Annotated in this window: 9 protein-coding genes; 1 reads left to right on the forward strand and 8 read right to left on the reverse strand. The window is 59.7% G+C overall.

The genetic code is table 11. The annotated features are described in order from the left end of the window. Window positions 1–18: 18 nt before the first annotated feature. A complete protein-coding gene (locus BUE09_RS02630; RefSeq protein ID WP_073299156.1) occupies window positions 19–747 on the forward strand; it encodes a 16S rRNA (uracil(1498)-N(3))-methyltransferase in 729 nt (242 codons plus the stop codon). 57 nt (window positions 748–804) lie between these two features. Here BUE09_RS02630 and BUE09_RS02635 read toward each other — a convergent pair whose 3' ends face one another. The 8 genes from BUE09_RS02635 to pilG all read right to left on the reverse strand — a co-directional run bounded on the left by BUE09_RS02635 (window position 805) and on the right by pilG (window position 13,928). After that, on the reverse strand, window positions 805–1,275 hold the full coding sequence (locus BUE09_RS02635) for a chemotaxis protein CheW (protein ID WP_073299157.1): 471 nt from the start codon (window positions 1,273–1,275) through the stop codon (window positions 805–807). Further along, a complete protein-coding gene (locus BUE09_RS02640) occupies window positions 1,272–2,327 on the reverse strand; it encodes a chemotaxis protein CheB (protein WP_073299158.1) in 1,056 nt (351 codons plus the stop codon). The genes BUE09_RS02635 and BUE09_RS02640 overlap by 4 nt, the downstream gene beginning before the upstream one ends. Beyond that, the gene (locus tag BUE09_RS02645; RefSeq protein ID WP_073299159.1) at window positions 2,320–9,471 is read right to left on the reverse strand and encodes an Hpt domain-containing protein; all 7,152 of its coding nucleotides are present in this window, start codon (window positions 9,469–9,471) and stop codon (window positions 2,320–2,322) included. The genes BUE09_RS02640 and BUE09_RS02645 overlap by 8 nt, the downstream gene beginning before the upstream one ends. Before the next feature lie 11 nt (window positions 9,472–9,482). After that, window positions 9,483–10,349 (reverse strand): CheR family methyltransferase, encoded by an 867-nt coding sequence (locus BUE09_RS02650; RefSeq protein WP_073299474.1) that lies wholly within the window; start codon window positions 10,347–10,349, stop codon window positions 9,483–9,485. A gap of 60 nt (window positions 10,350–10,409) precedes the next feature. Beyond that, on the reverse strand, window positions 10,410–12,458 hold the full coding sequence (locus BUE09_RS02655; RefSeq protein WP_073299160.1) for a methyl-accepting chemotaxis protein: 2,049 nt from the start codon (window positions 12,456–12,458) through the stop codon (window positions 10,410–10,412). A 79-nt stretch (window positions 12,459–12,537) separates the two neighbouring features. Continuing rightward, a complete protein-coding gene (locus BUE09_RS02660; RefSeq protein WP_073299161.1) occupies window positions 12,538–13,074 on the reverse strand; it encodes a chemotaxis protein CheW in 537 nt (178 codons plus the stop codon). 38 nt (window positions 13,075–13,112) lie between these two features. Continuing rightward, window positions 13,113–13,478, reverse strand: coding sequence for a twitching motility response regulator PilH (pilH, locus tag BUE09_RS02665; protein ID WP_021206021.1), 366 nt, complete (start codon window positions 13,476–13,478; stop codon window positions 13,113–13,115). 42 nt (window positions 13,479–13,520) lie between these two features. After that, window positions 13,521–13,928, reverse strand: coding sequence for a twitching motility response regulator PilG (gene pilG / locus BUE09_RS02670; protein WP_073299162.1), 408 nt, complete (start codon window positions 13,926–13,928; stop codon window positions 13,521–13,523). Between the last annotated feature and the right edge of the window lie 84 nt (window positions 13,929–14,012).

Genomic DNA, 14,012 nt, shown 5'->3' on the forward strand with positions numbered 1-14,012 from the left:
TCTATCCCGTAGCCAGCCATGCGCCTTTCCCGCTTTTTCATCGACACGCCATTATCGCTTGGCCTCCAGCAGCTACCGGAGGCCTCCGCTCATTACATTAGCCGAGTACTACGGCTGAACGTTGGTGCAGCTGTACAGCTCTTTGATGGCAGCGGCACGGAATATCGCGGCGAACTCGCCGAGGTGGGCAAGAAGCAGGTGGCGGTAACACTGCGGGAACAATTCGCCGGGCTGCCGGAGTCGAAGTTGCACATTCATCTCGGCCAGGGCCTGTCGCGGGGCGAACGGATGGACTGGGCAATCCAGAAAGCGACCGAGCTAGGGGCTGCGGAGATCACACCGATCATTAGCGAGCGCTGTGAAGTCCGCCTGAAGGATGAGCGGGCCGATAAGCGCCTGACTCACTGGCGTCAGATCGCCATAAGCGCGTGCGAGCAGTGCGGTCGTTCGGTCATTCCGATCATCCATCCGCCAACACCGCTACAGGAGTGGATCAAGCTGGAAGCGGAATTGAAGCTGGTCTTGCACCCGGTGGCTGAACCGCTGTCGGCACATAAGCCACCAGCGACGTTAGCGTTTCTCATCGGCCCCGAAGGTGGCTTGAATGACGCGGAGATCGGGCAGGCGGGTAGCGTCGGATTTCAACCGGCCCGACTTGGACCACGAGTGCTACGCACCGAGACCGCACCAGCGGTGGCACTTAGTCTCGCGCAGCACCTTTGGGGCGATTTCCAGCCTGGCGCCTGAGTGAAATACGGATGGTGGCTGACCAGGCGGCTTTCGGCACCACCGGCTTGACCCTACTCAGATCAGGCCAGCATCCGCCAGTTTCTGCTCCAGCGCGATGAGGTCCGGTATGCGCGCCTGAACGTCGCCGAGATTGACCGCGTCCAACTCCAGAGGCGCCAGTGTGACGTCCGAGCGCGCCAAGCTTGGATCAACCTTGACCGAGCGCGGAATGCCCTGAACGAGCAATGCGATGAATTTGACGTGATCGCGGCCGCCCAACGCGTTGAGCACGGCTACACGTGCCCTTGAGCCCGTTTCAGGTTGACCGCCGGATGCCGCCTCGAACGACAGAAGGGGCAATGTCAGGTCTCTCCAGGACACCTGCCCGAGAAACCAGGATGGGTTACCGTGCGCTGAGTTAGGAGCACGATATGGAATCAGCTCGGCAACCGCAACGTTGGGTAACAGCAGCGTACGGTCGACCAAGGGAACCAGCAGCCCCGTCAGGCTGGTAGAGGTATCTTGAGTAATAGCGGGTTGGCTCATGGATTATCCAGTTGCAGAGCGGCAACAGGCCGGCTGGCCTGCTGCGCAAAGTGATTGACCATAGCCTGAGCCAGTTCGCGCGGATCGCCGCTGAGCGAGCTATAGCCGCCCTCGCGCAGGCTGTCGGGCATGCTCGAGCAGACGCAGGAGTCGGCACGCTGAGTCCAGACCCTGCCGCCCTGACGCAGAACATAAGCGGCTGCAGCACTGCCATCGCTGCCCATGCCGCTGAAGACGATGGCACCGCAGCGGTTACCGAACTGCTGAGCCAGATTGAGCATCATCTGATCCACCGACGGACTGTAAGGCTCCGGCCAGCTGCGCCCGGAGAGCAGCATGGCGCCGTCCTTGCCAAAGCGCATTTCTTCGCCGACAGGTGCCACCACTACTTCGCCACAACGAATCGAGTCGTTTGCCCGGCTTTGATTGACGCTCCACTCACTGTGCCGCCCCACCGCTTGCGACAGGGCCGACTCGAAGCTTGCCTCGATATGCTGGGCGTAGACAAAGCCAACCGGCAGCCCTACCGGCAGGGCATCGAGAAAAGCTTTTACCGCCTCGGGGCCGCCCAGCGACGCAGCCAACAACCACACCTCGCGAGCGGGCTCGCCGGACACCGAATCAGCCGCAGCCAGTAGCGCGCCAGGCAACGTCAGGCGAGTGGCACGTTCCGCTTCTCCGCGAAGCACTTCTAGACGCGGGCCCACTACCCGGGAAGGGTCGCCGACCAACCGCTTCAGCTTGCCAAACATGCGCCGTTCCCAGCGCGGATAATGCTCGGAGTGCCGCTCCGGCGCGTGCCCCTCGCCGAACAGCACCGGACAGCTGTCCCGCTCGAGCAAGGCATTGACCAGCGGGGAGTCTTCCGTCTGCGCCAGGTCGACAAGCCACAGGTCAGCTTGCGCCGCCATGAGGTCGGCTTCCTGAATCCGTGCCGGGTCGCAATTGAGTACGACGGTATAACCGTTTGCGCTCAGGGCCTGCTGCAGCACATGACGTTGCAGCGAGGTGTCTGCGATCACCCCGATGCGGGCGAGACTGACTTCACTCATGACGTGTGACCAACTGCTGGATCGCCTCAAGCAGCAGCGACTCCTGATAGGGCTTGCCCAGATACTCGTTGACGCCAATGGCCATGGCCCGATCCCGGTGTTTATCACCGGTTCGCGAAGTGATCATGATGATTGGCAGGTCCTTCAGATGCTCATCGTGGCGCACCAGCGTTGCCACTTCGAAGCCATCCATTCGCGGCATCTCGATGTCCAGCAGAATGATGTCCGGCTTACGCTCCTGCAGCTGTGTAATCGCGTCGACACCGTCCTTGGCCGTCAGCACGTTCATTCCGTTCCGCTCGAGGAGGCGGCTGGTGACCTTACGCACAGTCACCGAGTCGTCCACCACCATCACCAAGGTCGGCCGATCGACTTCAACCTCTGCCTGTTCCTCGTCGCCCAAGAGGCGCAATGGCTGCTGCTGGGTAAGCAGGTGCGCATGCAGGACTCGAATCGTCGCGAGCAGGTCAAGGATCACCACCACCCGACCATCGCCGAGGATGGTCGCGCCGGAAATACCCGGGACCGTGGCAAACTGTGGACCCAGTCCCTTCACCACAATTTCGCGGGAGCCGGCGAGGCTATCGACCTGTACCGCCACACTGTGCTCGTTCGAACGCACCAGGATCACCGGTAATGGCAAGCTTTGCCCGACCAGCTTGGGTCGGTGACCGTTGTTCAGCAGCTCGCCAAGGTAGCGCAACTCATAGGTCTGGCCAGCGTATTCGAAGCGCGACGCCCCAGGCTGGTAATAGGCCTCGAGTTCGTACGGCGATACACGCACGATACCTTCGATTGTGTTCAGCGGGATCGCATACAGATCCTCACCGGAGTACACCATCAGCGCCCGGTTGACCGACACGGTAAATGGCAGGCGGATCAGGAAGCGTGTTCCTTTGCCAAGCGTCGACTCGATGCTCATGGAGCCACCGAGCTGCTTGACTTCAGAGTGCACCACATCCATACCGACGCCACGCCCGGATATTTGGGTCACCTGTTCGGCCGTGGAGAATCCCGCCTCCAGGATGAACTGCAGCACATCATGGTCCGATAGTTCACTACCGGGCTGCATCAAGCCGCGCTCAATCGCCTTGCGGCGGACCGCTTCGAGATTAATACCCGCTCCGTCATCGCTCAACGCCAGAACGATATCGCCGCCCTCGCGGCTCAGATCCAGACGAATGTTGCCGTGCTCGGGCTTGCCGGCCGCAACACGCTTGGTGCCTACCTCAATTCCGTGGTCAACGGCATTGCGCAGCATGTGCTCCAGCGGCGCAACGATACGCTCAAGCACACTGCGGTCCATTTCACCCGTGGCGTTGCCGACATGGAATTCGACCTGTTTACCCAGCTCACCAGCCACCTGACGAACGATGCGGCGCAACCGCGGCACCAAGCGATCGAAGGGAACCATGCGGGTGCGCATGAGGCCTTCCTGCAGTTCCGTGTTGACCCGCGCCTGCTGCAACAGCAGGGTTTCGGCGTCGCGATTACGTGCGGCCAGGGTTTCCTTCAGGTCCAGCAGGTCAGATGCGGACTCGAATAATGCCCGTGACAGCTGCTGCAGCTGCGAGTGACGGTCCATTTCCAGCGGATCGAAATCGTCGTATCCCGCACGCTCCGCCTCGGCCTGATAGCGGCTGAGAATCTGCGCCTGGGTCTCGGTATCCAGCCGCCGCAGCTGGTCGCGTACGCGTTCGATGGTGGCTTCCATCTCGCTCAACGTGAAGCCAACGTCACTGACCTGCTGCTCGACCCGTCCGCGGAAAATCGAGGTTTCGCCCGCCAGGTTGACCAATCCTTCCAAGAGCTCAGCAGGTACTTTCACCAGCTCCTGCGGTGCGCGGCGTGATGCAGCATCCAGTGCGGCCTGTTCAGCGCGCCGGATGAATGGCAGGACCTTGGCCGGCGAGCTGTTGACCGTAGCCTGAGCGCTGGCGGCTACAATAGGGGTTTCGAGCATGATCACCGACGACTCAGCGTAGTCGTCCGGCTGGCTTTCCTGCAGCTTTCGGTCTGTTGCAAATTCAGGCTCAGCTATAAGCCGCGAGCGCATCGACTCGACCTCTTTGAGCAACGCGTCATAGCCGCCCTGCACATCCATGAACAGACTGTCAGTCCACGGGTTATCCTGCAGCTGCGCCTCGCTGAGACGCTGTTCCAGGTCGTGCGCCATATCGCCAAGGCGACCTTGCGCCGCCAACCGCGCACCGCCCTTCAGCGTATGGAGCACACGCATCATGTCGGCCAGGGGTCCCGCGCTATCTCGTGTGGCTTCCCAGCGCCCGAGAGCGGTCTCCATTTCCTCCAGTAGCTCGTCCGCTTCCTCGACGAAAATGTCCAGAATCTCAGCTTCGGCGGCATCTTGAGCAGCCTCCTCCGCTGCCTTCAAAGCAACGCTGCTGGGCATGCTCAACTGCTCTTCAGGGTTCGCCCGGAATCGCTGAATGGTCGCGATCAGGTCTTGTCCGTCCGGCAGTTCGCGGAATGCGCGTACGGCATCGAGCATCGCCGCGAGCCGGTCATGACAGGTCTGTAGCAGGGTGAACAAAGTCTCGCTGGCGCGGTAGTGACCAGCGCAGAGTCCCTCGTACAGATACTCCAGTTCATGGGCTAGATCGCCGATCTCACGGATATCGGCCATCCGCGCGCCGCCTTTCAAGGTATGCAGATCCCGCTGCAGCGCTTCAATTTCAAAGCTATTGTCGACATCTTCCATCCAACGCTGAAGCGATGCTCCGGCACGCTCGATGATGTCGAAGCCTTCATCAAGGAAGATCTCGACCAGCTCGGGATCTCGGCTTTCCCAACGGCCCTCTCCGGTCTTGCCAGACTTGGCCGCCGGGGTTAGCTCCTGCGACTCGGCTGATTCGGGCTCTTCGGGCTCTTCAGAAAGCTCCGCGGCAACCTGCGCCAATGGCTGATCCAACGCTTCAAACACGAGCGCATCGTCCGCTGGAAGGGTCGCACCAAGGCCATCGGAGTCCGTATCAAGCCCACTCAAAGTGTCGTCAAGCTGCTCAGGCGCATCGGCAATGAGCTCTCCCTGCGGGGCCTCTTCGGCCATTGGCATTTCGTCGTCGGACGAAACAGCCGGGTCGAAGCTCGGCGCAACACCTTGCCGATACGCGCGAATCTGCTCGATGAGCCGCATAGCGGCATCCATTGGATGGTGCGCCTGCAGCTGCTCGAGTTGCACCGCTAGCTGATCATGGCTGCGTAGTAACAGCGTGGCGAGGTCATTCGTGTGAACGTAGCGCCCGTCTGAAAGCCCTTCATAGAGCGTTTCGAGCTCATGCGCCAAATCGCCAATCGGCCGAATTTCAGCCATGCGCGCGCCGCCTTTGAGTGTATGCAAGTCGCGCAGCAAGGCCGATAACGCCAACTGGTTAGACGGGTCTCCTAGCCAGCGCTCCAGTGCACCGCCAGCGCTCTCTAGCAGGTCGACGGCTTCGTCGAGAAAAATCTCGACCATCTCTTCGTCCAGCTCGTTCTCCAAGACAGGCTCGACAGGCCAGGCTTCGGCTTCGGCTTCGGCTTCGGCTTCGGCTAGAGGCTCGGGGGCACTTTCTGCCGAAGCAACAGTGGCATAGGTCTCTGCGGAGATTCCGTCGGCCAGCTGTTCCAACGTAAGCGGATCAATCGCCTCGGCAAGCAAATTCTCAAGCCTGGCCACGAGCTCGGGCTGGCCGGTCACCTGCAGACCTGCCGCGACCTGATCCATCATGCCGACCAGGGCTTCATGTGCCTGTTCAACGTCGTCGAAGAACCGAGCGCTGACTGCTAGACGGCCTTCCTGCACAACGGCATAGAGATCAAGTAGCACCTGACACAGCGTGTCGATCTGTGGCAACTCGGCCATCTGGGCGCCAAGACCCAGCGTCGTCAATTCTTCCAACAGCGCGGTCAATTCCTGCCGCTCGGCAGGATGCTCGCGCCAACTCTGCAGAAGCGCTTCAGCGTCAAGCAGGATGTTCATGCCTTCCGACAGAAACAGGGCAATCATGCCAGGGTCGCGTGGCTCGCCGTGCTCTCTGTCACCTCGCTCACCGGCATCCGCCAGTCGGGCCTGATGCAACTCATGCACGCGAGCAATGAACTCTTCGGCTCCCTCGATTGCCGCCAGCGGCTTATGCTCGAGATTTTCCAGCCCGCGTCTGAGCAACTGCTCTGCGGTGTGTAGAAGCTCAGCCTCGGCCATATCCATCTGAATCAGGTTGGCCTTGAATTCCTTGACCATCCTTTCCAATGGCGTGGCGATTTCCGCCATTGGCAGAATTCCGGCCATATGGGCGCTACCCTTGAGGGTGTGCAGCGCACGCTGTAAAGGGTCGGTTACTGGTTGCGGTAGGCGTTGCGCGCAATCGGCGAGAAAGTCGACGAGTGTAGCCAGATGCGCCTCAGCCTCATTGCGGAATATCTCCAGCAACTGCGGATCCAGTACGTCTTCACTCACTTCTTCCCGGGCCGGCTCCGCAAGCGCGACATCGCCCTCCGGGTCAGGTTCGGGTAATTGCCCTCGGGCCAAAGCGTGGGCGGTGGCAGCCAAGCGATCAACATCGTCGCGCTGGCGTTGTGCCTTGGCGGCGAACTCTTCGACCAGTACTGGCATCAGCGCTACCACATCACTCACCAGCTTCTTGACCGGCTCGCCTATATCAATGCTGCGGTCAAGAACCCGATTGAGCAGGTTTTCGACAGCCCAGGCTAGTTCGCCAATAACCAACGCGCGGACCATGCGCCCGCTTCCCTTCAGTGTGTGGAAGGCGCGCCGCACCTCGCCAAGCGCGCCCTTGTCCGAAGGGTCTTCACACCAGCGTGGCAGGTACTCGGTAATGGTTTCGAGAACCTCGGCTGCTTCTTCGATGAACACTTCGAGCAAGTCATCGTCGATTGCTTCCTCACCTTCAGGAGGCGGCAGCAGACTCGGTGGAACATCCCGCGCCGGAGGATTGATCGCAGTAACAGGCGCAGCCATTACGTCTTGCATGGTCATCGCCGGTTCGTCGGGAACCGACTGCGCCATCGGGCCGGGCAGCACGACTTCAGGCATATCGAGCGCCGCCATTTCAGCTTCGCTCCACTCCACCTCGTAGCCCAGCGAACCACTGGTAGGCAGCCCTTCGGAGTCGCGCGTAACGTTCTGCGTCCCAGCGATATTTGCTTGCGTGGCTTCTGGCTCAGTCAGTTCAATGGTCTCTCCAGACCAGTCGAACGCTTCAGCCTCGGTCACATCGTCGTCACCCAACCCATCTTGGCCGGTCAACTCGGCATGCGCTGACGAATGCAGTTCAGTCTGCGGTAAGTCTGATCGGGTCGAGCGCTGGTCGTGTATCTCAAGGGCAGGCTCGAACTCCGGAGCTGGCTCGAAGGACAGCACCTCGATTTCATCGAGCGGATCGGACAGTTCAAAAGCGGTCTCAGAGTTGGTTTCTTCAACCTCACTCGAAGGCTGCACGCTGAGCGGATAGCCCAACGCCTGCAAACTCTCTTCGGCGACGTCAAGAATCAGGTCGCCCTGCGAGCCGCAATCTTCGCTGAGACGCTCGAGGTAGTACTCGACGCTGGTTATTGCATCAGCAAGCGTATCCAGGCTTTGCCAGTCCGGAATCGCCTGCTTCGCGAGCAACTGTTCCTCGATGTAGCGGTTACAGGCATCCAGCAACGCCGCGGCGCGGGCAAGAGGAACCATTGCCAGTCCGCCACGGGATTGGGTCAGCAGCTCAGGAACGCGGGCCAGATGCTGATGGTTCCATTGGGAGGCAATGAACTCGATAATCGCGTCTTTCGCCTGCTCCAGTCCCGTACGCGCCTCGCGGATAACCAAGCGATGAATCTGACCGACATCGGTGGTCGGGAGGTGACTTTCTTCGCCTCGATGCTCGACCGCAGTACCGCCAACCATGCCGGAGAGCGTCGCCTCGACATACAACAGGGCACCCGCGACATCCATCAACGCCGCGTCGTCAGGCTCCTGCTGCCCATTGGCCAAGGCTTCAACCAGACTGATCTGCTCCAGAATGATCCGCCGTGGCTGACCGAAACCGAGCACGGCGAGCGTATCGGCAATCTGCTTCAGCGGCGGCTGCAGTGCACCCACCTCGGCGAGGCTCATACGGTCGCTGCGTACGAACAGGTCCAGGCTATCCTTGACCCGAACCAGCTCCTCGCACAACGCAGCCACAACCGAGCGCATGGCGCCGCGATCCGGCCCCGCCAGCTGTGCCCGCTCTTCATCGACCAGAGTGCTGTCGGGTAACGCATCATCCAGGCTGTACTCAGCCTTCAACGCCTGGATGCGCGGCGATTGGGCAGGCGCCTTGGCGATATAGAAAAGAAGATTCTTGGTCAGCTCGTCAGGAGCTGCCTGATTGATGCCCTCAGCGCCCTGCGTAACCAGACGCTTCAGCTCTTTGTCGACCTGGCGTAACAGGTTCCGAACCGTGGTGCCATTTGCGACAGCGCCACTGGCCAGCCCCTCGACCACACCGGACGCGATCTGCCACAGCGCGCCCAAAGGTGCATCCTTACAAAGCATTTCCAGACGCGCGAATACTCGCGCCATGTAGCTTAAATTAGTAGCTAGATCCTGATTGCGAATGACTCCGACCAAGGCGACTTGCAGCATCTGCCGTAGCTTTCGCAACAGACCTGGCAAATCCTCGGTCTGCCGCTGCGCCAAAAACTCGCCCGATAAGGCCGGCGCCCGCGCGGACATGTTTGGTGAAAACAGACTGGTTTCGGATAACAGCTTCTCGCCACGCGCCGCCCGGAGATCGTTGAGCAGCGGCAGCACAACCATGGGCAGATCGCGCCGAGCACTCTGGATACGATCCAGATAAACCGGCATCTGCAGAATCGCCTGCATGAGTACTTCAAGCGCTTCGGTCTGGCTGGCGACGCTTTCGTCCAACAGCGCACGGGCAAGCTGCTCCATTTCCTCGGCAAGCAGTGCAGCGCCGTAGAATTCAACCATCTGCAAGGTGCCTTGCACCTGATGCACGTAGGTCAGACAGAAGCGCATCCGCGTCGAGTCTTGCGGGTTTTCGACGAACGCTTCCAAGGCCTGCCGTGCCTGCTTCAGCGTTTCGGCAATTTCGCCTTTCACCCACTCCAGGGCGACATAATCGTGCCGATCACCCATAGCGACTCCGCTCATAAACATTTCCGGGTAAAGGCCAGAACCTGACTATCAGCCACCGGAACCAGCTCCGGGTGCTGCCAACCGACCACCTCGCCCGCACCAATAACCAACAACCCTCCCGGCGCTAGGCGCTCGGCAAGACGATTGAGGATTTCGCGGCGGCGCCAGCGACGGAAGTAGATCAATAGGTTCTGACAAAAAATGACGTCCACATCGGACATTGGCGCACTGGCCAGCTCCAGCACGTTAAGTCGGGCAAAGCACACCCTTGCTGCCAGGCTGGGCACCACTCGGAAGCGATCATCCGCCAGCGCTTGGAAATACCGCTCGCGCAAGTCGGGGTCCAGCTGCTCGAGCCGACGACGAACATAGAGGCCGTCGCGCGAACGGTTCAAGGCGCTGAGACTGATATCGGTTCCTATCACACCAAAGTGTGTTTCGCCGCTGGTGCAGGTAAGCGCCTCGGCTGCACAAATCGCCAATGAGTAGGTTTCCTCGCCGCTCGCGCAACCGACGCTCCACAACGACCAGGGCCGCGTAGCGCTTCGCGACTCGACACGCTGCTTCATGTAAGCGGAAAGCATTGCAAATGACGGAGGGTGACGAAAAAAGCGAGTCTCCTGTACCGTCAGACGGTCCATCAGGGTGGACCATTCCACAGCGCCCCGAGGGCCGTCGGTGACCTGACGATAATAACTCGCGTAGTCCTGCGCCCCGACTTCGCGCATGCGGCTGCTCAGGTTGGTTTGAAGAAAGGTCCGACGCTGTTCGGTTACGACCATGCCAGAGCGTTCCTCGAGCAGGGCCTGCCAGTCGTCGAACTCTGCAGCCGACATATCAGCCAAGGGTCTCAGTGACCAATCAACGCCTGGCTGCATGCCCTGCCCCTTATCCATGAACTTCCGCAGCGGCCCATTTCAGGCCGCTGCGCTCTCAAGTCAGGCCTGATCCTGCGCATCCGGCAGGGTAAAGCCGGATACCGAATGCCGCATCTCGTTGGCCATCTTGGCGAGGTTACCAATGCTCTTCGCAGTAGCGGTGGTACCCGACGAGGTCTGCGAGGTAATTTCCTGAATGACGTTCATGGTGTTGGAAATGTGACCAGCCGAGGACGCCTGTTGGCGAGCTGCGTTCGAAATGTTCTGGATGAGCGCCGCTAGGCTCTTGGATACCTTTTCGATTTCTTCCAGAGCGACCCCTGCGTCCTGGGCCAGGCGGGCACCTCGAACCACTTCGGAGGTGGTCTGTTCCATCGAGATAACGGCTTCGTTCGTGTCGGTCTGAATGGTCTTGACCAGCGCTTCGATCTGCTTGGTTGCCGCGGAGGAACGCTCTGCAAGACGCTGTACTTCGTCCGCAACCACAGCGAATCCTCGACCGGCGTCACCAGCCATAGATGCCTGGATCGCGGCGTTCAGTGCGAGGATGTTGGTCTGGTCGGCAATGTCGTTAATCAGGCTGACGATATCGCCGATTTCCTGTGAGGACTCGCCGAGACGCTTGATTCGCTTGGAGGTGTCCTGAATCTGTTCCCGGATGTTATCCATACCGGTGATGGTGTTATGCACCACCTCGTTGCCCTTGTTCGCAATGGCTACCGAACGCTCGGCTACGGCCGAGGACTCCGCGGCGTTGGCCGATACTTGGTCAATCGACACAGCCATTTCGTTGATCGCAGCCGATGCACCCGCAATTTCCTGAGCCTGATGCTCGGACGCCTCGGCCAGATGCATTGCGGTCGCCTGGGTTTCCTGGGCCGCACCCGACACCTGCACGGCGGTCTGGTTGATCGTTTCCACCAGGTCACGCAACTGGTCGATGGAATAGTTGATCGAGTCGGCGATGGCGCCGGTGAAGTCTTCGGTAACCGTGGCGGCTACCGTCAGGTCACCGTCAGCCAGGTCGCCGATTTCGTCAAGCAGACGCAGAATCGCTGTCTGGTTACGCTCGTTCTTTTCCGCGGTTTCGCTCAACCGGCGACGAGTGACCTGAACCATGACCCAGCCGATCAACAGAATCGAGGCAAGCGCCAAGGCACCGAGGACATAGCCAGCCAGTGTATTGATGTAGCGGGCTTCGGCACGGCTTTGAAGCCCCTGCGTCAGCTCAGATGTCTTGTCGAGCAAGGTCTGCGAGACCTCGAAAATGCTGTTCGACGACTCTCGTACCTGGAACAGCTCCGGCGAGGTTTCCAGAATCTCGTCTACCGATCCGGAAACGAACTGGAACAGCTCGGAAATTGCGGCGAGTCGGTCCAGTGCTTCGACATCGCTGACCCGGCTGATCCCCATGGCCTCGTTGCCTTCGAGCATGGCGCTGAGCACCCGACCGAACAGGCTGGCGTCGCGACCAAACATGTCTGCCGCCTGCACAGAGTCCTGATCGCCAGAAAGCACTTTGTTGACCGAACCCAGAATCCGTTCGGCGAGCAGAGATTGACGCTGTGCCACGGAAACCTGAGCGGCTGGCGCGCCACTTTCGAGAAGGATGTCCACAACCTCCTCATACTCGACCTGGAGCTGCGGAATGGTTTCGGCGAGGGTGGCAGCAACCTGATGCAAGGACAGTACGGTTTGCTCGCTCGCAAGGATCGCGTCGGTGTTCTGCCGCAGCGTATCCCAATCCTGCTGCACCGCCGCCACTTCAGACTGAAGCGACTCCGGCACTGCTGGAAGTCCAATGCGCTCATCGCCAACGGAGAGATAACTCCAACGCTCACTGAAGTCGTTACGGGCATCTTTCAGCGAGTCGAATGCCTCGGGAGTTCCGGTAGCCGCCTCAACCGCGTTCTTCGCAATGCGCTGGGAGAGAACTCGCAGCTCACCGGCGTGTCCAACGTACTCGTTATCGTAGTCGGCCTGTGTATTGATGTACGCGAAGTTCACGAACAGCAACACCATCGAAACGATCAGGAGGATAAACAGTCCGGCGATCAACGTATTGCTACGTACCCCTGCCAGCAAAGCATTAGCGTTCATTTTTTTCATTTTTTCCGGCCCCCGCCTGGACCACCCGTACGTTTCCTTCCAAGAACCAAAAGGCCGGCATCAGCCGACCCCACCTAAATCAATACGCCACGTCCAGAAATGTCTGGTGCGCGGCAAGCGCATGCGGACTGAAGACCAGCCAGGGCTGCTCACGCTGAAAGACACCGTGAATGAAGGGTTGAATCGATGCCTCGACTGGAGGCAACTGTTCGGAGAAAGCATCAACCGGAAAATGTTGCATGCCGAACACTTCATCGACCGTCAATCCCGCGAACACTTCCTGATGATCCACTACCAACACACGGCGCTGCTTGCGTAGCGGCGACAACTCCAGCCCCAGGTAGCCGCACAGATCCATGACAGGCAAAAGCCTACCGCGGACGTTGGCCACACCTTTCACCCAGGATTTAACACCGGGCAGCAAGGTATAGCGCGGTTCGTGGAGTATTTCGCCAACCTCCCCCATCGGGGCAACGAACAAACGCCCCCCCATTCGAAAACCGATGCCAGCCCAGGTCTGGATGGCTTCCTGCTGCGAAGGCAGGCCGGCCGCCAACGCTCGGCAGCGGGCATCAATTTCCAGAAGTCGCTGAAAAGGCGTAGGCGTATCCGACATGCTGGCAACTTCCCTTGTCCGAATCCCGAAAACGTCGATTAACCGGCAAGTACCGCGTTCAGGGTCTTCAGCAGTGTCGCTTCGTCCACCGGCTTGGTCAGGTAATCCTTGGCCCCTTGGCGCTTGCCCCAGACCTTATCGGTTTCCTGATCCTTGGTGGTCACAATGATCACAGGAATGTGACTGGTTTCAGCATCTTTGGTCAGCTGACGGGTGGCCTGGAAACCGTTCAGGCCGGGCATGACGATATCCATCAACACCGCGTCCGGCTTCTCCTGGCGCGCAAGCGCTACACCATCGGCACCGTTTTCGGCCTTTAGAACGACGTGACCATGCTTTTCCAGCATGGCGGTCAGCTTGTACATCTCGGTCGGCGAGTCATCAACAATCAGAACGCGAGCCATGGTTACTCCGTGGGGAAGGCTTCAGCGGCACAGGGCCGAACTTCAGGATACGTGCTCTACCGGTGCGAAATCGGGCACATGAGCCTTGATAGCACCGAGCAACTCTTCTTTGCTGAACGGCTTGGTGAGGTACTGATCCGACCCCACGATCCGCCCCTTGGCCTTGTCAAACAAACCATCCTTTGAGGACAGCATGATCACCGGCGTGGACTTGAAAGAACTGTTGTTCTTGATCAGCGCGCAGGTCTGATAACCATCAAGCCGGGGCATCATGATATCGACGAAGATGATGCGCGGGTGACTATCCGCGATCTTGGCAAGCGCATCGAAGCCATCCACCGCCGTGATCACATCACAACCTACTTTTTTCAGTAGCGTTTCGGCGGTGCGACGAATCGTTTTCGAATCGTCGATCACCATGACCTTCAAGCCCTCGGAGTGCTGTTCCATTTCGCCCTACCATCGCCTCGGTGAGTCGTAGTTTATCGTTATGTCAGTGCGCCGGAGGCCCTGTCATCGATGGGCTGCACCCAA

Origin of the sequence: Stutzerimonas xanthomarina DSM 18231 (assembly GCF_900129835.1) — a bacterium.
In the GTDB taxonomy this organism is placed as follows: domain Bacteria; phylum Pseudomonadota; class Gammaproteobacteria; order Pseudomonadales; family Pseudomonadaceae; genus Stutzerimonas; species Stutzerimonas xanthomarina.

Bases quoted from the DNA above. Each gene is read 5' to 3' on its own strand.
- BUE09_RS02630 (WP_073299156.1), top strand. From the start codon at position 19: ATGCGCCTTTCCCGCTTTTTCATCGACACGCCATTATCGCTTGGCCTC.
- BUE09_RS02640 (WP_073299158.1), bottom strand. From the start codon at position 2,327: ATGAGTGAAGTCAGTCTCGCCCGCATCGGGGTGATCGCAGACACCTCG.
- BUE09_RS02635 (WP_073299157.1), bottom strand. From the start codon at position 1,275: ATGAGCCAACCCGCTATTACTCAAGATACCTCTACCAGCCTGACGGGG.
- BUE09_RS02645 (WP_073299159.1), bottom strand. From the start codon at position 9,471: ATGGGTGATCGGCACGATTATGTCGCCCTGGAGTGGGTGAAAGGCGAA.
- BUE09_RS02660 (WP_073299161.1), bottom strand. From the start codon at position 13,074: ATGTCGGATACGCCTACGCCTTTTCAGCGACTTCTGGAAATTGATGCC.
- pilH (WP_021206021.1), bottom strand. From the start codon at position 13,478: ATGGCTCGCGTTCTGATTGTTGATGACTCGCCGACCGAGATGTACAAG.
- BUE09_RS02650 (WP_073299474.1), bottom strand. From the start codon at position 10,349: ATGCAGCCAGGCGTTGATTGGTCACTGAGACCCTTGGCTGATATGTCG.
- pilG (WP_073299162.1), bottom strand. From the start codon at position 13,928: ATGGAACAGCACTCCGAGGGCTTGAAGGTCATGGTGATCGACGATTCG.
- BUE09_RS02655 (WP_073299160.1), bottom strand. From the start codon at position 12,458: ATGAAAAAAATGAACGCTAATGCTTTGCTGGCAGGGGTACGTAGCAAT.